Source organism: Microbacterium binotii (assembly GCF_021398715.1).
Lineage (GTDB): Bacteria > Actinomycetota > Actinomycetes > Actinomycetales > Microbacteriaceae > Microbacterium > Microbacterium binotii_A.
On the sequence record NZ_CP090347.1, the window covers coordinates 562,728 to 580,070 of the forward strand.

At 69.3% G+C, this 17,343-nt stretch carries 22 protein-coding genes; 11 read left to right on the forward strand and 11 right to left on the reverse strand.

Annotation, left to right across the window (positions count from 1 at the left end; genetic code table 11):
• Window positions 1-173 precede the first annotated feature (173 nt).
• Window positions 174-617, forward strand: a complete 444-nt coding sequence (locus LXM64_RS02900) for a GNAT family N-acetyltransferase (RefSeq protein WP_234074543.1) — start codon at window positions 174-176, stop codon at window positions 615-617.
• Here the strand turns inward: LXM64_RS02900 and LXM64_RS02905 are convergent, their stop codons facing one another.
• Entirely contained in the window at window positions 618-1,436 is an 819-nt protein-coding gene (locus LXM64_RS02905) for an alpha/beta fold hydrolase (protein ID WP_234074544.1), read from the reverse strand. It abuts the gene before it with no gap.
• Window positions 1,437-1,568: 132 nt separating this feature from the next.
• Here LXM64_RS02905 and pgl point away from each other — a divergent pair, with 132 nt between their 5' ends.
• Both pgl and LXM64_RS02915 read left to right on the forward strand, forming a co-directional pair.
• The gene (gene pgl / locus LXM64_RS02910) at window positions 1,569-2,297 is read left to right on the forward strand and encodes a 6-phosphogluconolactonase (RefSeq protein WP_234074545.1); all 729 of its coding nucleotides are present in this window, start codon (window positions 1,569-1,571) and stop codon (window positions 2,295-2,297) included.
• A gap of 29 nt (window positions 2,298-2,326) precedes the next feature.
• On the forward strand, window positions 2,327-4,039 hold the full coding sequence (locus LXM64_RS02915) for a long-chain-fatty-acid--CoA ligase (protein WP_234074546.1): 1,713 nt from the start codon (window positions 2,327-2,329) through the stop codon (window positions 4,037-4,039).
• A 41-nt stretch (window positions 4,040-4,080) separates the two neighbouring features.
• Here the strand turns inward: LXM64_RS02915 and LXM64_RS02920 are convergent, their stop codons facing one another.
• From LXM64_RS02920 to LXM64_RS02930, 3 genes are read right to left on the reverse strand one after another with little or no spacing between them, the layout of a single operon-like run.
• Entirely contained in the window at window positions 4,081-4,941 is an 861-nt protein-coding gene (locus tag LXM64_RS02920) for an alpha/beta fold hydrolase (RefSeq protein ID WP_234074547.1), read from the reverse strand.
• Window positions 4,934-5,353, reverse strand: a complete 420-nt coding sequence (locus LXM64_RS02925) for a helix-turn-helix domain-containing protein (protein ID WP_137417977.1) — start codon at window positions 5,351-5,353, stop codon at window positions 4,934-4,936. Before LXM64_RS02925 ends, LXM64_RS02920 begins: the two co-directional genes overlap by 8 nt.
• Window positions 5,354-5,399: 46 nt before the next feature.
• Window positions 5,400-6,374, reverse strand: a complete 975-nt coding sequence (locus LXM64_RS02930; protein WP_234074548.1) for a hypothetical protein — start codon at window positions 6,372-6,374, stop codon at window positions 5,400-5,402.
• A 159-nt stretch (window positions 6,375-6,533) separates the two neighbouring features.
• Between LXM64_RS02930 and LXM64_RS02935 the strand changes: the two genes are divergently transcribed.
• The 3 genes from LXM64_RS02935 to LXM64_RS02945 all read left to right on the forward strand — a co-directional run bounded on the left by LXM64_RS02935 (window position 6,534) and on the right by LXM64_RS02945 (window position 8,691).
• Window positions 6,534-6,971 carry an Hsp20/alpha crystallin family protein gene (locus LXM64_RS02935; protein ID WP_234074549.1) on the forward strand — a complete coding sequence of 146 codons (438 nt, stop codon included), beginning with the start codon at window positions 6,534-6,536 and terminating at the stop codon, window positions 6,969-6,971.
• Window positions 6,972-7,366: 395 nt separating this feature from the next.
• Window positions 7,367-8,131: a hypothetical protein gene (locus LXM64_RS02940; protein WP_234074550.1), complete on the forward strand. Its 765-nt coding sequence runs from the start codon at window positions 7,367-7,369 to the stop codon at window positions 8,129-8,131.
• On the forward strand, window positions 8,128-8,691 hold the full coding sequence (locus LXM64_RS02945) for an RNA polymerase sigma factor (RefSeq protein ID WP_234074551.1): 564 nt from the start codon (window positions 8,128-8,130) through the stop codon (window positions 8,689-8,691). The genes LXM64_RS02940 and LXM64_RS02945 overlap by 4 nt, the downstream gene beginning before the upstream one ends.
• 64 nt (window positions 8,692-8,755) lie before the next feature.
• On the opposite strand, the gene LXM64_RS02950 is transcribed toward LXM64_RS02945, so the two are convergent.
• Window positions 8,756-9,064 carry a hypothetical protein gene (locus tag LXM64_RS02950; protein WP_234074552.1) on the reverse strand — a complete coding sequence of 103 codons (309 nt, stop codon included), beginning with the start codon at window positions 9,062-9,064 and terminating at the stop codon, window positions 8,756-8,758.
• 22 nt (window positions 9,065-9,086) lie between these two features.
• Window positions 9,087-9,947: a helix-turn-helix domain-containing protein gene (locus LXM64_RS02955; RefSeq protein ID WP_234074553.1), complete on the reverse strand. Its 861-nt coding sequence runs from the start codon at window positions 9,945-9,947 to the stop codon at window positions 9,087-9,089.
• On the opposite strand from LXM64_RS02955, the gene LXM64_RS02960 reads away from it, so the two are divergent.
• The 5 genes from LXM64_RS02960 to LXM64_RS02980 are packed head-to-tail and all read left to right on the forward strand — an operon-like array spanning window position 9,946 to window position 12,964.
• Entirely contained in the window at window positions 9,946-10,740 is a 795-nt protein-coding gene (locus tag LXM64_RS02960) for a class I SAM-dependent methyltransferase (RefSeq protein WP_234074554.1), read from the forward strand. The two genes, LXM64_RS02955 and LXM64_RS02960, sit on opposite strands and share 2 nt — an antisense overlap.
• Window positions 10,741-10,794: 54 nt before the next feature.
• Entirely contained in the window at window positions 10,795-11,109 is a 315-nt protein-coding gene (locus LXM64_RS02965; protein ID WP_234074555.1) for a hypothetical protein, read from the forward strand.
• A gap of 43 nt (window positions 11,110-11,152) precedes the next feature.
• Window positions 11,153-11,980, forward strand: coding sequence for an SDR family NAD(P)-dependent oxidoreductase (locus LXM64_RS02970; protein ID WP_234074556.1), 828 nt, complete (start codon window positions 11,153-11,155; stop codon window positions 11,978-11,980).
• A 52-nt stretch (window positions 11,981-12,032) separates the two neighbouring features.
• Entirely contained in the window at window positions 12,033-12,674 is a 642-nt protein-coding gene (locus LXM64_RS02975; RefSeq protein WP_234074557.1) for a hypothetical protein, read from the forward strand.
• Complete coding sequence (locus LXM64_RS02980) at window positions 12,671-12,964, forward strand: transcriptional regulator (RefSeq protein ID WP_234074558.1); 294 nt, start codon at window positions 12,671-12,673, stop codon at window positions 12,962-12,964. Before LXM64_RS02975 ends, LXM64_RS02980 begins: the two co-directional genes overlap by 4 nt.
• On the opposite strand, the gene LXM64_RS02985 is transcribed toward LXM64_RS02980, so the two are convergent.
• The 5 genes from LXM64_RS02985 to LXM64_RS03005 all read right to left on the reverse strand — a co-directional run bounded on the left by LXM64_RS02985 (window position 12,959) and on the right by LXM64_RS03005 (window position 17,210).
• Window positions 12,959-13,717, reverse strand: a complete 759-nt coding sequence (locus LXM64_RS02985) for a phosphotransferase (RefSeq protein WP_234074559.1) — start codon at window positions 13,715-13,717, stop codon at window positions 12,959-12,961. The two genes, LXM64_RS02980 and LXM64_RS02985, sit on opposite strands and share 6 nt — an antisense overlap.
• 9 nt (window positions 13,718-13,726) lie before the next feature.
• Entirely contained in the window at window positions 13,727-14,329 is a 603-nt protein-coding gene (locus LXM64_RS02990; protein ID WP_234074560.1) for a pyridoxine/pyridoxamine 5'-phosphate oxidase, read from the reverse strand.
• A gap of 96 nt (window positions 14,330-14,425) precedes the next feature.
• Window positions 14,426-15,274, reverse strand: coding sequence for a DUF2807 domain-containing protein (locus LXM64_RS02995; RefSeq protein WP_234074561.1), 849 nt, complete (start codon window positions 15,272-15,274; stop codon window positions 14,426-14,428).
• Window positions 15,271-15,963, reverse strand: a complete 693-nt coding sequence (locus LXM64_RS03000) for a response regulator transcription factor (protein WP_234074562.1) — start codon at window positions 15,961-15,963, stop codon at window positions 15,271-15,273. Before LXM64_RS03000 ends, LXM64_RS02995 begins: the two co-directional genes overlap by 4 nt.
• The gene (locus LXM64_RS03005) at window positions 15,951-17,210 is read right to left on the reverse strand and encodes a sensor histidine kinase (protein ID WP_234074563.1); all 1,260 of its coding nucleotides are present in this window, start codon (window positions 17,208-17,210) and stop codon (window positions 15,951-15,953) included. Before LXM64_RS03005 ends, LXM64_RS03000 begins: the two co-directional genes overlap by 13 nt.
• Between the last annotated feature and the right edge of the window lie 133 nt (window positions 17,211-17,343).

The following is a 17,343-nucleotide window of genomic DNA, read 5'->3' on the forward strand; positions in this document are numbered from 1 at the left end:
CGAGGTCGCGCAGGCGTCGCCGCGCCACGCCTCAACACCTTCTCGAATCGCGAATGCGGCGATCACCCGGAGCGTGCCGTGATCCGAGCCCTGCGGATGCAGCGGAGTGGCACGCGAAGGCGACTGCGTGAACGATCCGCGAGTGGCGACGCCATCTGCGAGAGACTCGAATCATGACTGCGCCGCGTCCGCTTCCCACCGGCTACCGCCTCCACGCCGACCCTCCGACCGCCGCGGACTACTGCACGCTGCGCGCCGAGAGCGGGCTGTCGCCGAAAACTGTGACCCAGGCGGATGCGGCGATCGCCGGCACATGGACCTTCCGCCGAGTGACGGATGCCGAGGGGCGGACGGTCGCGATGGGCCGAGTCGTCGGCGACGGCGGCTGGTACTTCCTCATCGCCGACATGGCGACGTTGCCGGATCACCAAGGTCTGGGCCTCGGCTCGATCATCCTCGACGGGCTGCTCCAGGAGATCCGCGATCGTGCGGAGGACGGCGCCTACGTCACACTGACCGCGGACCCTCCCGGACGGCGCCTCTACGAGTCGCGCGGTTTCGCGGACGTGGCGCCCGAGCGCACCGGCATGCATCAGGTGTTGCGCGCCTCGGGGTGATCATCGCTGCGCGGTGAGCCACGCATCGAGGATGCGGTGGAACTCCTCCGGCTTCTCCACCCAGGGGTAGTGCCCGCAGTCGCTGATCATGGCGAGCTCGGCGCCGAGGGCTCCGGCGTACGCCTCGACCGGGCGGCGACCGGTCAACAAGTCGACGTCGCCGCCGACGACGAGCGTGGATGGCAGTGACGCGGCGCGGATGAGGTCGACGGCATCGGCGGGGATGTCGCGGAACCAGGCCTCGGCCGCGGCGAGACTCATGCGCCCGATGCTCGCATGCGCCTGCTCGGTCGCCGTCCACCGTGCGTAGGTGGCGGGTGCCTGCCGGCGGAAGACCTCCTCGAAGGCCTCCTGCGTCTGGGGTTCGTCGTTCACGACGGATCTGTACCCGTCGAGGCCCTGCGGGTCCTCTCGAAGCGCGACGAGGTCGTCGCCGTCGTGCGCGGTGCCGGTCAGCCAGGTCGCGGGCGGCGTCACAAGGGCCAGCGAGCGCACCCTGTCGGGGAACCGGGTCGCCAACGCGAGCGAGAGGCGCGTGCCCGCCGAATGGCCGATGATGTCGATCGTGTCGATCCCGAGCGCGTCGATCGCTGCGACGACGTCCTCGGCGTCCGTCCACCATCCTCGGGAGAGGCCGCCGGATGCGGGCGTGCCGCGCGGGTGGAGAACGACGAGGGGGTGGCGCTCGCCGAGTCCGGCGAAGTCGGTGAGGTACTCGGGCGGGCGGCACGGTCCGCCGGGGAGGACGAGGACCGGGCGGCCGACGGCGGAGCCGAGCGGAGTGAGGGCGACGGGCAGGGAGGCGGTGCTGAGATCCACCCGGCCAGTTTCCCAGCTGCCATGCACCGGATCGCATACGACCTGGGGTTGAATCGAGGAGGGCGAGGCTGCTCGCCGCGAACACCGCGGTACCCGCTCATCCGACCTCATCCGAGACGAGAGAAGTCCATCGTGACCTACGGTTCGATCACCACCTTCCCGCAGGCCGCGGACGTCGCCGCCGAGGCCGCCCGCGACGCGGTTCGCACGCTGGGCGCCGCGATCGAGGCGAACGGCGGCGCTGTCTGGGTGCTCGCCGGCGGAAGCTCGCCGATGGCGGCCTACGCGATCCTCGCTGCCCAGGATGCGGACGCGATCGACTGGTCGAAGGTCACGGTCCTGATCGGCGATGAGCGTTCGGTGCCGCTGAGTGACCCGCAGTCGAACTGGGGCACGATCGCTCCCGCGCTGCTGGACCAGCCCGGCTTCGACGCCATGGTGCAGCTGCGTCCCGACACGGACGTCGACGAGGATGAATCCGCGCGCCGGTACGCCGCGGCGATCGCAGCGCTGCCGAAGACGGATGCGGGAGCGCCGCGCCTGGACCTGGTCTGGCTCGGCGTCGGAGAAGACGGACACACACTGTCGCTGTTCCCCGGGCATCCCGACTTCCGCCCGGTCGACGAGCTCGTGATCCCAGTCCACAACTCTCCCAAGCCGCCGCCCACGCGCATCACGCTCACCCTCAAGGCGCTGGACGGTGCGCAGCATGTGGTCGTCTTCGCGACCGGTGCAGGCAAGAAGGATGCGCTGGCCGAGGCGCTCGCCGACGGCGCGTTGCCGATCGCGGTCGTCGCGGCTCACGTCACCGCCGCCGGAGGATCCGTGCAGTGGTTGTTCGACGAGGCAGCGGCCGGCTGAGCCGAACGCTGCGCACGGGAGGAATGGACATGACCGCGGACACGATCTCCGGCTCACCGCTCGAGGCCCGCCCCTGGATCGCTTCCTACGCAGAGGGGGTGCCGGCCGAGATCGAGCCCGTCACCGAGACGCTCGTCGACCTTCTCGACGCATCCGTCTCGCGCTACGGCGACCGCGTCGCGCTGGAGTTCTTCGGCGCCGAGACGACGTACGCCGAGCTGGGGGAGCAGGTCTCCCGCGCCGCAAACGCCCTGCGCAAGTTGGGCGTGCAGGCGGGGGACCGGGTCGCGCTCATCCTGCCGAACTGCCCCCAACACGTCGTCGCGTTCTACGCTGCCCTGCGCATCGGCGCGATCGTCGTCGAGCACAACCCGCTCTACACGCCGCGCGAGCTCCGCCACCAGTTCGAGGTGCACGGCGCCGTCGTCGCGATCGTGTGGGACAAGGTCGCCGACACGGTCGCCGAGTTCCCCGAAGACGTCGCGCCCTCGGCCATCGTCTCCGTGCGGATGCCGGACGCGCTGCCCTTCGGCAAGCGTCTGGCGCTGCGGCTGCCCGTCGCGAAGGCGCGGGAGACGCGCGAAGCCATGACCACCCGCCCGCGCGCCCGCGGCCTGCTCGAATGGTCCGACTTCGTGCGCGTGCGCAAGCTCCCGCGTAAGTGGCCGAAGCCGCGTCTCGACGACACCGCGCTTCTGCAGCTCACGAGCGGCACCACGGGCACGCCCAAGGCGGCGATCCTCTCGCACCGCAACCTCCGCTCGAACGCCGCGCAGGGGCGTGCCTGGGTGCCGGGGCTCACCGAGGGTGGCGAGGTGTTCTACGCCGTGCTCCCGCTCTTCCATGCGTACGGGCTCACCCTCTGCCTCACCTTCGCGATCTCGCTGGGTGCTCGCGTCGTGCTGTTCCCGAAGTTCGACGTGGATGCGGTCATCGCCGCCTCCGCGAGGTCGAAGCCCACGTTCCTGCCCGCCGTGCCGCCGATCTACGACGCACTCTCGCGGGCCAGCACGCGCAAGGGTGTCGATCTCTCCAGCATCCGTTTCGCGATCTCCGGAGCGACGAGTCTGCCGGTACCGACGGTGACGCGCTGGGAGGAGGCGACTGGCGGGCTTCTCGTGGAGGGCTACGGCATGACCGAAACCTCCCCGGTTGCCCTCGGCAACCCGATCGGGCCCTCGCGGCGCCCCGGCACGGTGGGTGTGCCCTTCCCGAGCACCGAGATCCGGGTCGTCGACCCCGACGATCCGCGCGTTGACCGTCCGGCCGGGGAAGCGGGGGAGCTGCTCATCCGCGGCCCGCAGGTGTTCCAGGGCTATTGGCAACAGCCCGACGAGACCCAGGCCGTGCTGCTTCCCGGAGGATGGTTGCGCACCGGCGACATCGTGACGGTGAGCGAGGACGGCTTCGTCACCGTCATCGACCGCGTCAAAGAGCTCATCATCACGGGGGGCTTCAACGTCAGCCCGACCGAGGTCGAGCAGGTGCTGCTGCTGCATCCGGATGTGGCGGAGGCGGCCGTCGTCGGCATCCCCCGTCCGTCGGGCGGCGAGGATGTGGTGGCGGCGATCGTCACGCGCGAGGGTGCAGTCTTCGACGCGGCCGCGCTGCGGGACTTCGCGCGCACGCACATCACCTCGTACAAGGTGCCCAAGCGGATCGTCGAGGTGCAGGATCTGCCCCGCTCGCAGATCGGCAAGGTGCTGCGCCGCGTCGTCCGCGAGCGACTCTCGGCCCGCTAGGGCACGGATCGCCTGACATACCGCATCGCCACGCCGTCTGCTCAGTCGGTGAGTTGGCGGTAGGTCAGGCGGGGCTGATCGCTGAGAAGGTGCCCCTCGTGCGAGCGAAGCTCCACCTCGGCAGCGGGGATCGTCGAGCGGATGCGGCTGGCAGCCGCCACGGCGTCGAGCATCCGGTCCTTTGCGCCGAAGGTGGCGGTCACGCGACCCCGGATGTTCCGCAACAGCTCCGTCGGGTGCTCGGGGAGCTTGTCGGTTCGAGGCGAGAAGTGTGCGAAGGTCTGCATCGCGTACCGGTCGAGCTGTCGCTGGAGTTCTGTTCGCGCTTCGTCGGTCCGGTGCGGCCCTGTGAGATAGGACAGAGCACGCTTCCGGCCGCGCTCCCCGAGCCCGGCGAGGAGGCCGGCAACAACGAGCGGGGCGATCTTGCGCGGGCCGAAACCGCTGGACGAATGAAGGATCAGACGTTCCACCAGCTCGGGGCGGTGTGCCGCGAACGCCGTGGCGATCCACCCGCCGAGCGAGACTCCGACATAGGCGGCCGGGGCGCCGATGAGCTGTTGATGCGCTTCGAAGAGCCAGCGGGCTTGATCCTCGGCGGCGAAGGGCACCCGGGTGGGCGTGCTCCTACCTGGCTCGCCGGGCAGATCGAGCGCGAGGACGTGATGCGACCCGGCCAACTGCAGGATGGTCGGAGCCCAGGACAGCGCCGTCGAGCCCGAGCCGTGCAGAAGGACGACGGGCGGAGCTGTGAGAGATCCGGCGGTGATTGCCGTGATCTCGCCGATCGAGGTGAGTGCGACGCTCTGTCCGGCATCGGGCAGGTAGCGGTGCAGAAGCCGCTCATATGTCTCGCGGATCTGGCGGGCACCAGCGCTGCTGCGATAGCGGAGGTCATTCATTCGTGATCTCCACAGCATTGTTGATGGTGACGAGGACGTCCAGGACGGCCTCGAGCGGACCGGACGCGATGATCTGGAGCGCGAGATCATCTGGCATTCGCACGATCTGAAGTGCGACCCGGGGTGCCGCCCCATTCGCATTGAGCAGGTCTGAGACTCGCCGTTCCTGTTCCGCGCTCGCGGCGTCGACGCGAACGACGACGGAGGCCGCAGTCCGCGTCGACGCGCCATCCTGGGTGGGCGCTGCCAGGGGCGCACCGCCTTCGATGAGCTTCAGATCCTTGATGTGAATGCGGTACTGCTTGCCGATGCGGGTCGCTTGCAGACGTCCACTGCGGATGTACTCGCGCACGGTACGGGGCCGGAGCTGTAGACGGGCAGCAACGTCGTCGACACTCAGAAGCTCTTCCACGGCTACATACTGCCATAAACGTACATAAATGTATGTAAGGGAGCTCTTATTCGCGCGAGAGGGTCACCAGCCCGCGGCGCGAGGCGGACTTCGCGAGCCCTTCCGCCTCGGCGAGACGAAGGGTGCGCGCCGGCAGCGGAGGAAGCTCGGATGCGAGTCCGTCCGCCTGCTTCGCGATGCCCACCAGCAGCGCCAGATCGATCCCCGGTGCGGTGACTTCAAGCCGCGCGTAGTCGCTCGTGATGCCCCATCGCAGCCGCTCGATCTCGCTCAGCCGAAGCGCGTGCGTCGCCTCACCTGCCGTGATCCACATCCGGTCGCGTGACACGCGCACGCTCGCCTCGACCGAGCGCCTGCGCAGCAGTGCGGTGACGACGAGGTAGGCCGGGAAGGCGAAGAGCGCCCCGAGCGCGAGGATCAGCAGGCGGGGTCCGAGTCGCTCGACGATGGTGCTGAATGTGATGAGCGCCGTCGTGACGACCGCCCCCGTCACGACGATGGTGGCGACCATCCACACGGTGAGCTCCCGCATCCGCATCGGGATCGCCCGGAAGCGGACGATGACCGCGTCGCCGTCGTTCTCCCAGGCGAGCGGTACCCGCGGCTGTGCTCGGGTCTTGCCCGGCAGGAGGTTGATCACGCGGTTGAGAAGCGTGATCCAGACCCAGCCGGCGGCTGGCGGCAGTGCGAGCAGCAGCCCCGCGTAGATCGCCCGCGGTGCGCCGGGCGCGAAGAGCGGCGGAAGGAGTTCGATCGATGCGTACAGCGCTGGTGCGAGCGCGACGGCCACGAGCAGGTGGACGATCGCGCCGGTCGGATGCGGCATGCGAACCGTGAGGTTCACGAACCAGATCCCGCAGAGGGCCCCAGCGATGATCGACATCAGGTACGAGAAAAATCCGCCGTCGGTGAGGTATCCGGGCAGCGCTGCCAGGATGCAGGCGGCCGCCCAGACCAGCGGATTCAGGGCGATCCTCCGCAGCAGAGGCGGCCGTCTCGCCGCCTCGGCGGGGTCGTTCACCCGCCGATTCTATGAGGTCACAGAAACGCTCTGGAGGGCGCTGTGAGAACTAGCACTCTCCATGCGAGAGTGCTAATCTGTGATTGTTGAGCCAAGGGGGCTCAACTTAGGGACTACGGGTCGGATCCCGCATCCGATCCCGCTCGAGAGGAGACGACTATGGCTGCATACGACTCGCTCCGTGACCTGGAGCGCATGGCGAACACGTTCTTCGACACCGCGCGGCGCGGCCCTCGGCAGATGCCGATGGACCTCTACCGCGACGGTGACCACTACGTCCTCACCGCCGACCTGCCGGGCATCGATCCCGGATCGGTCGACGTCGACATCGACGGTCAGCTGCTCACCATCCGTGCCGAGCGCACGCTTTCGGCGGGTGACGGAGTCACCTGGATCACGCGGGAGCGGACGTCGGGCACGTTCTTGCGTCAGTTGAGCCTCGGTCAGGGGCTCGACACCGAGAAGATCTCGGCGAGCTACCGCAACGGCGTGCTGAGTGTCACGATCCCCGTCAGCGAGAAGGCCAAGCCGCGGAAGGTCGAGATCGTGACGGGTGACGACGCCCCCGCGCTGCAGGTCTCGGAGTCGCAGAGCTGACGCATCGCGGACAGCAGTAAGGGCCGGTCGGAGAGGCTTCCGACCGGCCCTTGTCCCTTTGCACCAAGAGTGTCCTGCAATCACATGTCGGTAGCTGCCACAGCAAAACAACTACCGTGCGAGCACTCTATAACGGTGAGGTAACGGAGGGGAAGAGGTTTCCGTTACCTTTTCGTGATTCTTTGCCGACGCATAGCCGACTACCGGGTGAGCGGTCAGGTGCGCGCCCCGCGCCGGCGCGCCGGGAGACTGTCGTCGAGAAGATCGTGGAGCCTCAAGGAGTCGAGCCCTCCAGCCCTGACCGGACGCGACTCGGCGAGGAAGTTGTTGGGACCATGCAACGGTTCGGTCGGCAGCGGACATGAACGGGTTATCGCCACCCGATGGGATCACCAATGAACACCATGTCCGACGCCGAGCTGCTCACAGTTCTGCGTGCTGCTGACCCTGCGTCTGCAATCACCTTGTCGACCGCCGAGGCATCCGAGTCTCTGCGGCGGTCGCGCGCAGCACGTAAGCCGCGACGTCGGCTGCTCATTGCGACAAGTCTGGCCGCAGTTCTTGTGGTCGGCGTTCCTGCAGGTGCCCTCGCCTCAGGGCTTGTCGCACGTACCGGATGGTTCGGATCGCCGAACCCCGGCGATGACCGCGGTTCGTGCACGAGTACTGAGTACGACTGCAACAGCGAGTGGATCGATCTGAGCGCTCCCGATCTCGACGAGGTCGTCGAGTCGGTCTACCCCGAGTGGATGCCGCTCGCGCCGGGCGTCACCCGGGAGGACCTCACTGGCCGTGTCGTGGTGATCATGACAGCTGACAACGCACTCGCGCCGGAGCGGCTGCTCCGACGCACCTTCGAGTCCGAGTCTTACAAGGACTGGCTCGGCGCGTGGATCGCAGCTCACGACAGGGGTGACGCCGTGGCGCAAGAAGCCGCGTCGCGAGTGATCACGGAAGCATCTGATTGGCCGACGCTGGTCGCGACGGACGGAGGTGGCGTCACCGACATCATGCGTGCATACGCCGAGCGGATCGCAGCAGGGGATAGCGATGCGGCCCAGGCGATGGCGCAGTTCGAGGGTGCGCCCGGCTGGGATGGTGTCGATCGCTCGGCGCTCGGCGAGGAGATCTACAACGAAGTCCTGGGAGACAGGCGGTGAGCGCGGCCGATGCCATCGGCGGTGAGAACGATGCTGAGCACATCTTCGAGGCTCTTACCGGGGTGACTCGGTCCGCGGAAGGGGCGTTCGAGGAGGCCGTGGCGCCGCTCGTCCCTTTGCTGCTGCGCTACTTCGCGCGTCGTGTATCGCCCGTTGACGATGCGGCCGATTGCACCTCCGAAACGCTCATCGCGCTCTGGAAGCACCGCACGCGTCTTCCGATCGCTGAGGCTGAACGCAGAGCCTGGGCATACGGGATCGCGCGGAAGGTGCTGTCGACCCACCGCCGCGGGCGCGTACGTCGCGACCTGGCGCACGAAGCGCTGCGCGCCGCCGCATCCGTACCGGCCCCTCCTATCCCGGACGAGGCTTTCATCGCAGCTGAGGCACTCAAGCTTCTGCCAGAGCGCGACCAGGAACTCATTCGACTCGTGGTGTGGGAGGAACTGTCGATCGCGGCAGCGGGTCGCGTCGTGGGGGTGGGTCCGGCGACTGCGCGTTCGCGCTATTCCCGTGCACTCACACGACTGCGTGGCGCATACGAGGCGCTCGAGTCGTGAGCAAGGAGGTGACCCTCCGGCAACCGGTACCTCGGCGCGGAAGATGTTGATCTGTTATCGGACGTCAGTTCTCGCGGACCGGCGTGATCAGCACCCCGCCGAAGCGCGCCTCGGAGTACTCCCACTCGCGCCCGTCGACCCAGACCCGGGCCGAGGCGCAGGGGAGTGACTCGTGTTCGCCGTCGGGCCAGTGCAGGACGAAGCCGCCGCCGAAGGAGGCGTTCGATCCGGTGACGCGGGCGCCGTCCGCATCCACTGCGCGAGCCTCGCACTCGCCGCAGAGGTACTCGGGGTACCGGTCCGACTGCGCGACCTGGGCGCCGCAATTCGGGCAGGGTTGCGTGCCGCGGGAACCGGGGAGGAAAGCGCTCATGGCACGAGTGTAGGTCGGGTGTTCACGCCGCCGGCGGGAGCCAGATCGTCAGGCGCACGGCGTCGTCCGGCAGATGGAGGATCTCATAACTCCGCTCGACGACGACACCGTCGAGGCCCCGGATGCGGGTGGTCGCGCCCCGGCGCCGCTCGACGATGTGGCCGCTCCACCATGCCGTGAACTGCGGGCTCCTCGTCCCGAGCTCGCGCACGAGATCCCCGAGTCGCGGATCATCCAGGCGGTCGACGTTCGCCGCGCGCAGGTGGGCGACGGCGCCGCGGGCGAGCTCCTCCCAGTCGAGGAAGGTCTCCCGGGCGCGCGGGTCGGTCAGCAGATAGCGGCACGTGTTGCGCTGCGGGGGCGGAAGCTCAGCGAGCCCGGCGTGCAGCGACATCCCCTCCTCGTTCGCCGCGACGATCGTGCTGAACCTGTCGAGCACGTACGCGGGGTGTGGGCGGACCGCCGCGACGAGCGCCGACATCCGCGGGAGGAGGCCGCTGTCCGCCCTCGGCTCGGCGGGCGCAGCGTCGGCGTCGCGGAGCCGCACGAGATGACGCGCCGCATCCGGTGACAGCGCGAGCGCGTGGGCGAGAGCCGTGAGTACGGCATCGCTCGGGTGGGATTCGCGCCCCTGCTCGAGCCGGATGTAGTAGTCGACGCTGATCCCGGCGCGGGTCGCGACCTCCTCGCGGCGCAGGCCTGGAGTCCGCCGGGCGCCGGGGGAGTCGTGCCCGGGCGCGAGCGCCCTGTCCTGACGGCGAGCACGGAGGAAGTCGCCGAGTTCGTTCGCGATGACCGGCTCCTCTCGGCTGGGTGGGTGGACCGCTCCTATGAACAGTACGGTCTTCCGTCGGGACGACTCGAAGCCGGAGCCTGGAGGCATGTCCACTTACACCCACGGTCACCACGAATCCGTGCTGCGCTCGCACCGCTGGCGTACCGCCGAGAACTCCGCCGCCTACCTTCTGCCCTTCCTCGGAGCCGATGACCGACTGCTGGATGTGGGGGCCGGGCCAGGCACGATCACGGTCGATCTCGCGGATCGCGTGGCCCACGTCACCGCCACCGAGATCGGCGAGGACGAGGCAGCACTGACCCGCGCGACCGTTCGAGAGCGGGGAACCGCGAACGTCGACGTGCGGATCGCGGACGTGCACGCTCTGCCGTTCGACGACGACTCGTTCGAGGTCACGCACGCCCATCAGGTGCTGCAGCACATCGCGGATCCGGTGCAGGCGCTGCGGGAGCTCGCGCGGGTCACTCGGCCCGGCGGGATCATCGCGGTGCGCGACGCCGACTTCGCCGGGTTCGCGTGGTGGCCGCAGCTGCCCGAGATGGACCGCTGGCTGGAGCTGTACCAGGCGGCGGCGCGCGCCAACGGCGGCGAACCGGATGCCGGCAGACGCCTCCTCTCCTGGGCGCGGGAGGCAGGGCTCACCGACATCAGCGCGTCGTCGAGCACGTGGTGTTACGCGAGCGCCGATGAGCGGATGTGGTGGGGCAATCTGTGGGCGGACCGCATCCGTCAGTCCGCGCTCGCACGGCAGCTGGAGAGCAGCCCTGACACCGACGGCGACGAGCTCGACCGGATCGCCGCCGGATGGCGTGAGTGGGCCGCATCCGACGACGGCTGGTTCTCGGTCCTGCACGGTGAGATCATCTGCCGCGTGTCCTGACGAGATCAGACCGGGTACGGTGGCACTTCCGACCCATCGACGCCGGAGGACGACATGAGCTCTGACCAGCGGGGCCGCCCGCGTCCGCCGCAGGCGTTGAATCTCGTTCTCGCGTACATCGCCTTCGTGCCCTTGGCGATCTTCTGGGCGTCCTTCTCGTGGATCATGCTGACCACGAGCGGCGCGAGCAGCATGGCGGCGCTCATGCCGATGGCGGCATTCCTGTTCACCTCGTGGCTCTGGGTGCTGCTGGCGATCATCGCTCTGGCGCGGTCTGCGCGATACGGGGGCAACGCGCACGCGCTCGTGGTCTCGCTCGCGGCGCTCCTGCTCGCGGTCCTCGGGCTCTTCTTCATGCTGCCTCGCTGACAACGAGGACTAGGCTTTCGCGAGCTACGGCGAAGGAGGCCTCATGGTGGGCAAGACGATCGTGATCACCGGTGCGAGCGACGGCATCGGGCGGGAGGCGGCGCGGGTGCTGCACGCGCAGGGGCACACCGTCATCCCCGTCGGGCGCAATCGCGAGCGCACCGCGCAGATCGCCCGAGAGGTCGGGTCGCGTGTGCACCTCGCGGACTTCGCCGATCTCGCGAGCGTTCGTGAACTCGCCGACGATCTGCTCACGCAGTACGACCGCATCGACGTGCTCGCCAACAACGCCGGGGGCATCTTCGGCAAGGTGCGTGAGAGCACGATCGATGGACACGAGATGACCTTTCAGGTGAATTACCTCGCGCCGTTCCTGCTCACACAGCTGCTGATGGACCGGCTCATCGCCTCCACGGCCACGATCATCAACACCTCCAGCGTCGGCGCGCGTCTGTTCGGTCAGCTGGAGATCGACGACCTCGACAACGAGCGCTCCTTCGGCGCCACGCGCGCCTACGGCACCGCCAAGCTCGAGCAGATCCTCCACGTCAAAGAGCTCGATCGGCGCTACCGCGCACAGGGCATCGGCGCGGTGGCGTTCCACCCGGGCAACATCGCCACGAGCTTCTCGAACGCACCCGGCTCGCCCATGCGCCTCATCTACCAGACGCCCCTCAAGAAGCTCTTCCTCACGAGCATCCCCAAGGGTGCCGACACCCTCGTGTACCTCGCGGAGGGCGAGCCTGGTCGTGACTATGCGACGGGCGAGTACTACGTGAAGCGCAGGCCCGCGCGGACTCACGCACAGGCGGACGATGCTGCTCTGGCGCGAGAGCTCTGGGAGCGCAGCGAGCGCATGCTCGCGCTCTGAGGCGGCAACTCTGCTCTTGCCTTCGCAGACTACTTTGCGATACAAAGTTGGTATGACTTCCGCGAACGCTGCTTCCTCCGACGCCCCAGCCGTCATACTCCAGGTGATCGAGCATGAGAAGCGCGCGCTCGCGCGACAGCAGGCGCGGGGTGTGCCGTGGATCCTGCTCGCATGGGGACTCGCGCTCCTGATCGGGTTCGGAGCGCTCTGGCTTGTGGAGCGGGCCGCGGTGGCAGCTCCCATCTCCCTCACCGTCTGCGGTGTCGCGATGGCTGGAGCGCTGGCCGTCAGCTCGATCTTCGGGGCGCGGATGGGGCGTGGTCTGCGACACCGTGGGCCGATCGAGTGGGTCGGTCCTGTCTTCGGTCTCACGTGGCCGGTCGGACTGCTCGGGCTGTTCCTCGTCGGTCTCGGTCTCGTGCGCAACGGAATGGATCCCGCCCTGCTGTGGGTCTTCCTTCCGGTGGCCGGCGTGCTCTTCGTCGGCGTCATGTACGTGATCGCGGGTGGTATCTGGCCCAACTGGCCGACGATCGCGATGGGGGCTTGGCTCGTGCTCGTTGCCGTCGTCGCACCGTTCACCGGTGCGCCTCTGCTCGTGCTCGCTGTGGCCGGCGGCGGGGTCTTCCTCCTGGCCGCCGCCTACGTCGCGCTGTGGATCGGCCGTCGACCGGTCGCTGGGGTGGCACCGTGACCGAGCTCGACCCGGTCATTCACGCAGCAGCTCGATTGCGCATCACCGCCGCTCTGGCGGCTCTCGACCCCGGCACCAGCGTGTCGTTCCCGCGACTGCAGGAACTGCTCGACATGACGGCCGGCAACCTCTCCACTCATGTGCGCAAGCTCGAGGAGGCGTCCTACGTCTCTGTCGAGAAGACGCATCGCGGTCGGACGCCGGTCACCTATCTGTCGCTGACAAAGACCGGACGCCGCGCGTTCGAGGACTACACCGAGACCCTGCGCAGCATCCTCGGCGCGTCATAGCCGAGTCGAGCGCGCGCCCAGTGCCCGCGCCCATTTCGTCTCGTGCTCGCGCACGTAGCGGGATGCGGCGAGCCAGTGATCGCCGTGGCCGGATGCGTACATGGATCCCCAGGGCTCACGGCCCGCCGCGTGGGAAGAGCGCAGAAGCTCGTGCATCGCCTGCGCGCGGGCGGCCATCGCTGCGGGCAGCGCCGCACGCAGCGCGGCGTCCGCCCCGTATCCGTCGACGAAGGCGGCCAGATCCGCAGCGGCGTCGGCGGGGGAGCGCGACGGATCGTTGAGCGTGAACGCCTGCGCAGCGTACGCGAGATCCCAGAGTCGGGTGCTGGGAGCCGCCGCATCCCAGTCGATGAAGACCCATCTCTCGCCCATCACGAGGTTCCACGGGGCGAGGTCGTTGTGGCAGACCAGCTCGGCGCCGGGCGCCGGGATCGCCGAATCCCAGGCCGCATCCGCCGGCGCCGCGAATCCCACGCTCGCATCGTGGATGGCGCGCACCATCCCGCCCACACGATGAAGCTCCGGTCGCGTCAGGCCCTCCGCCGCCAGCGGGCCGGGGACGAACTCCCACACCTGACGGCCCTGCTCGTCACGGCCGAGGGGAGCGGGCGCGTCGACGCCGGCCTCGAGCAGGGACGTGACGTACGCGTGCACGTGAGGAGATGCCGGCGTCCAAGCCTTGCGGACGGTGTTCCCCGCGCGGAAGACGGGACCCGCCGAGTTGCCTCCCGAAAGACTCTGCTCCTGCCGCATCCTTTGAGGCTATCGGCGAGATGCGGCTCCCTGCGCGGGGGTGCTCGTCTCGCCCCCGCGCACCTCGTGGTGCCAGGTCTCACCCCTCCGCTCGTACATGATGCGCGCGTGGCGCCGGTCGGGCGAGCCCTGCCAGAACTCGACGTGCGTGGGCGCGAGCCACCAGAGCATCCAGTCCTCGGGCGTCCTGCCGGAACGCGCGGATTCCGGGCGGGCCTCGAAATCCGCCGCGATCTCTGCGGCGGGGGCGGGCTGTATCCCGCCACGCAGCCGCACGGCGCGGACGATCGGCTGCCACCAGAAGCTGAGGGCCGCCACCGGGTGCGCCGCGAGCTGTTCGGACTTCGCGGAGGACCGGGGACCGGCGACCGCCCATCCGCGGGGACCGGCGTCCTTGAGGATCAGCGCGCGGGCATCGGGGAGCCCGTCCGCATCGACGGTCGAGAGCGTCGCCACGTGCGGCTCGGCGACGCCGGCGGCCTGTGCGCCGCGCAGCCACTGTTCGAACAGCACGTGTGGCCCATCTGGAAGACTCGCCGTGTCGAGAGCCGGTGCTGCCCCGGCGAGCGAAGGCTGCGCCCGCAGCCATGCGGAGAAGGAGGAGGACGTCACCCTCTCATCCTCCTCCTGCACTCGCCGAGTGAGCACGCATTGAGCGAGCGAGCACCCGATCGGATGCTCGCTCGCTCAATGAATGCTCGCTCGCGCCTAGCCGTTGTCGCGGAGGGTGACGTCGCCCGCGGAGACGCGGACCTTGACGGGGATGCGGGGACCGCTGCCCGCGGAGAGCCGGTTGTCGACGCCGCCCGCCTCCACATTGGAGCGGACGTCGTAGTTGCCGCGCGGCACGGTGACGTCCGCGGATCCGGCGCTGACGCCGATGTCGATACTGCGGGGGGTGTCGCCGGTCAACTCGGCGGCGAGGTTCCCCGCCGAGAGCTCGAACGCGGCCTCGGTGACACCCGACAGGCGGATGTCAGAGCTTCCGGCACTCATGGAAGTGTCGATCGTGCGGGCCTCGCCGGAGACGATGAGGCTGCCGGCCGAGAGATGCGTGTCGAGATCGCCGAACGTGCCCGTCGCGCGAAGCTCGCCCGCGGAGAGGGTGAGGGACGCATCGACGCCCTCGAGCGACCGCGGGAGCGTCAGAAGGACTCGCGGCTGCTGGCCGATCCAGCCGATCCCGAAGAACCCTTCGGGGGCGGTGACCTTCAGCTCGTCGCCGTCACGCTCCATCCGCCATGTGGATCGGCCGGCGGTGACCTCGAGCCGCGCTTCGTCGACGTCGGCGAAGCGCAGCTCGAACAGCGCCGCGCTGGCATCCACGTCGACCTCGGTGACGCCGGTGGTGGCGACGCTGAGCGTCTGCGACGACGTCGGCAGCGAGGCGGTCACGGCGTTCGCGGCGCCCGAGACCACGGTGCCGCCGAGGATCACGGCGCCGATGACGATCGCGGTGATCGCGACGGCCTTGCCTGCGGGATGCCGGGGCGGTGTCGCCGAGCCCGAAGGAGTGGCCTCGCCGGGATTCGCAGGGGGAGGGGTGAGCGTGGTCATCGTGATGCTCCTGTCTGAGGTGTCTGCGGGCCGGTCTCGCCGGCGCCGTGCTCGACGTGCGCGAGGGCGGCGAGAACGCGGCGGTTGCCCGATTCGCCGGGCTCGAGTTCGAGCTTCTGGAAGATGGCGGTGATGTGCTTCTCGACGGATGCCTCCGAGAGGAAGAGGGTCGCTGCGATCGACTGGTTCGACCGCCCCTCGGCGATGAGCGCCAGCACCGTCGATTCGCGCTCGGTGAGTCGCTGCATCCGCTCGTCGCGGGTGCGCCGATTCAGCAGCTGCGCGATGACTTCGGGATCGAGCACGGTCGCTCCGCCGCCGATACGGCGCACCGTGTCGAGGAAGTCGGCCACATCCGCGACCCGGTCCTTCAGCAGGTAGCCGAGCGCTCCGCCGTTCGCGGCGATCAGCTCGCTCGCGTACCGCTCCTCGACGTACTGCGAGAGTACGAGCACCGGCAGTTGCGGGTGCGCCGAGCGCAGGCGCAGCGCCGCGCGGATGCCCTCGTCGGTGTAGGTCGGGGGCAGGCGCACGTCGAGGATGCAGAGCTCCGGGTCGGTGGCGGCGACGCTCTCATCGAGCTCGCTCGCGTCCGGGAGGGCGGCGACCACGTCGTGCCCGGCGTCCGCCAGCAGTCGGACGAGACCTTCGCGCAGCAGGACGGAGTCCTCGCAGATCAGGATGCGCACGGCACACTCACCTCCAGTGCGGTGGGCCCGCCTTGCGGGCTGTCGAGGCGGACGTTTCCGCCGGCGGCGAGGATGCGGTTCGAGATGCCGTCGAGGCCGCCGCCGGGCAGGACCCGCGCGCCACCGATGCCGTTGTCCTCGATGCGGGCCCAGAGGGTGGCGCCGTCGCGGACGCGGACGACCACGCGGCACTCGGCGGCACGCGAGTGCTTCGCCGCGTTCGTGAGGGACTCGGCGATCGCGAAATACACCGCGGTCTCGGCCTCTCGGGAGCAGCGGCCGTCGACGCGTACGTCCAGCGCCACCGGCACGTGCGAGCGGGCGGCGAGGGCGGAAAGGGCCGCATCCAGTCCACGGTCGTCCAGGACGGAGGCGTGGATGCCGCGGGCCAGCTGGCGCAGCTCGGTGATCGCAGCCTTCGTGGAGGTGTGTGCCTCTTCGAGCAGCGCCTTGGCGGCCGTCGGGTCGTCATCGATCTTCTGCTGGGCGAGTCCCAGGGTCATGCCGACCGAGACGAGACGCGGCTGGACGCCGTCGTGGAGGTCCCTCTCGATGCGCGTGCGTTCGACGTCGGCGGCGCGGATGGCTCCGGCACGCTGTGCGTCGGAGGTGCGTGCCGCCTGCGCCAGCATCGCGCTGCGGGAGCGGCCGAGGAGGGCGCGGCTGATCACGCCGTGCAGCAGTCCGAGGCCGATCGTCGCCGCGATCGCAGCCAGCGCGGTCACGACGCCCACGACCGGTGCCCAACCTGCGGGGATCGTGCCCACGCCGACCCACACCTCGTCGACCCCCGAGAGGGGTGCGAAGGCGACGCCGATCGCGCCGGTGGCGACGGAGACCAGGCTGACGACCGTGACGCCCATGACGGTGGCGATCGCTGTGTTGGCCAACGCCCGCCACATCGAGGGATCGATGAACTGGTGCCAGAGCGAGTGCAGGTAGCCGCCGAAGCCCGGTCGGAGCCGGGGGCTGAAGCGCGGGGCGGGGAGGCCGAGTCCGTAGAGCCCGTCGATCCGCGCGATCTCCAGCCACCCGACCGCGTACATGACGTAGACGAGTCCGACGAGCACGACGAGACCCACGCCGAGGGCCGGCACGAGCCCGAGTCCGGTGCCGAACAGGCCGATCAGGGTGCTCAGGATGAAGGGGCCGATGAGGCCGAGCGCGGCGAGCTGGGCGATCGCCCCGGCGGTCTGCGCCGGGGCGAAGCGCCTCGCGCGTCGCACGGTGGGAGCTGCGGAAGTCATGTCTCCAAAGTAGGGGCGCACTGCGCGGGCCACATCGGAGCAATCCCGACGACCGGATTCGGGAAAACCCGAACCCTCGCGCATGTCGGCGCCTGACGTCATGATGGACCCACCATCCAGCGAAGCGGAGCCC

Bases quoted from the DNA above. Each gene is read 5' to 3' on its own strand.
- LXM64_RS02950 (WP_234074552.1), bottom strand. From the start codon at position 9,064: ATGAGCGCTTTCCTCCCCGGTTCCCGCGGCACGCAACCCTGCCCGAAT.
- LXM64_RS02900 (WP_234074543.1), top strand. From the start codon at position 174: ATGACTGCGCCGCGTCCGCTTCCCACCGGCTACCGCCTCCACGCCGAC.
- LXM64_RS02920 (WP_234074547.1), bottom strand. From the start codon at position 4,941: ATGAATGACCTCCGCTATCGCAGCAGCGCTGGTGCCCGCCAGATCCGC.
- LXM64_RS03005 (WP_234074563.1), bottom strand. From the start codon at position 17,210: ATGACTTCCGCAGCTCCCACCGTGCGACGCGCGAGGCGCTTCGCCCCG.
- LXM64_RS02955 (WP_234074553.1), bottom strand. From the start codon at position 9,947: ATGCCTCCAGGCTCCGGCTTCGAGTCGTCCCGACGGAAGACCGTACTG.
- LXM64_RS02995 (WP_234074561.1), bottom strand. From the start codon at position 15,274: ATGACCACGCTCACCCCTCCCCCTGCGAATCCCGGCGAGGCCACTCCT.
- LXM64_RS02985 (WP_234074559.1), bottom strand. From the start codon at position 13,717: ATGCGGCAGGAGCAGAGTCTTTCGGGAGGCAACTCGGCGGGTCCCGTC.
- LXM64_RS02965 (WP_234074555.1), top strand. From the start codon at position 10,795: ATGAGCTCTGACCAGCGGGGCCGCCCGCGTCCGCCGCAGGCGTTGAAT.
- LXM64_RS02915 (WP_234074546.1), top strand. From the start codon at position 2,327: ATGACCGCGGACACGATCTCCGGCTCACCGCTCGAGGCCCGCCCCTGG.
- LXM64_RS02935 (WP_234074549.1), top strand. From the start codon at position 6,534: ATGGCTGCATACGACTCGCTCCGTGACCTGGAGCGCATGGCGAACACG.
- LXM64_RS02970 (WP_234074556.1), top strand. From the start codon at position 11,153: ATGGTGGGCAAGACGATCGTGATCACCGGTGCGAGCGACGGCATCGGG.
- LXM64_RS02975 (WP_234074557.1), top strand. From the start codon at position 12,033: ATGACTTCCGCGAACGCTGCTTCCTCCGACGCCCCAGCCGTCATACTC.
- LXM64_RS02960 (WP_234074554.1), top strand. From the start codon at position 9,946: ATGTCCACTTACACCCACGGTCACCACGAATCCGTGCTGCGCTCGCAC.
- LXM64_RS02940 (WP_234074550.1), top strand. From the start codon at position 7,367: ATGAACACCATGTCCGACGCCGAGCTGCTCACAGTTCTGCGTGCTGCT.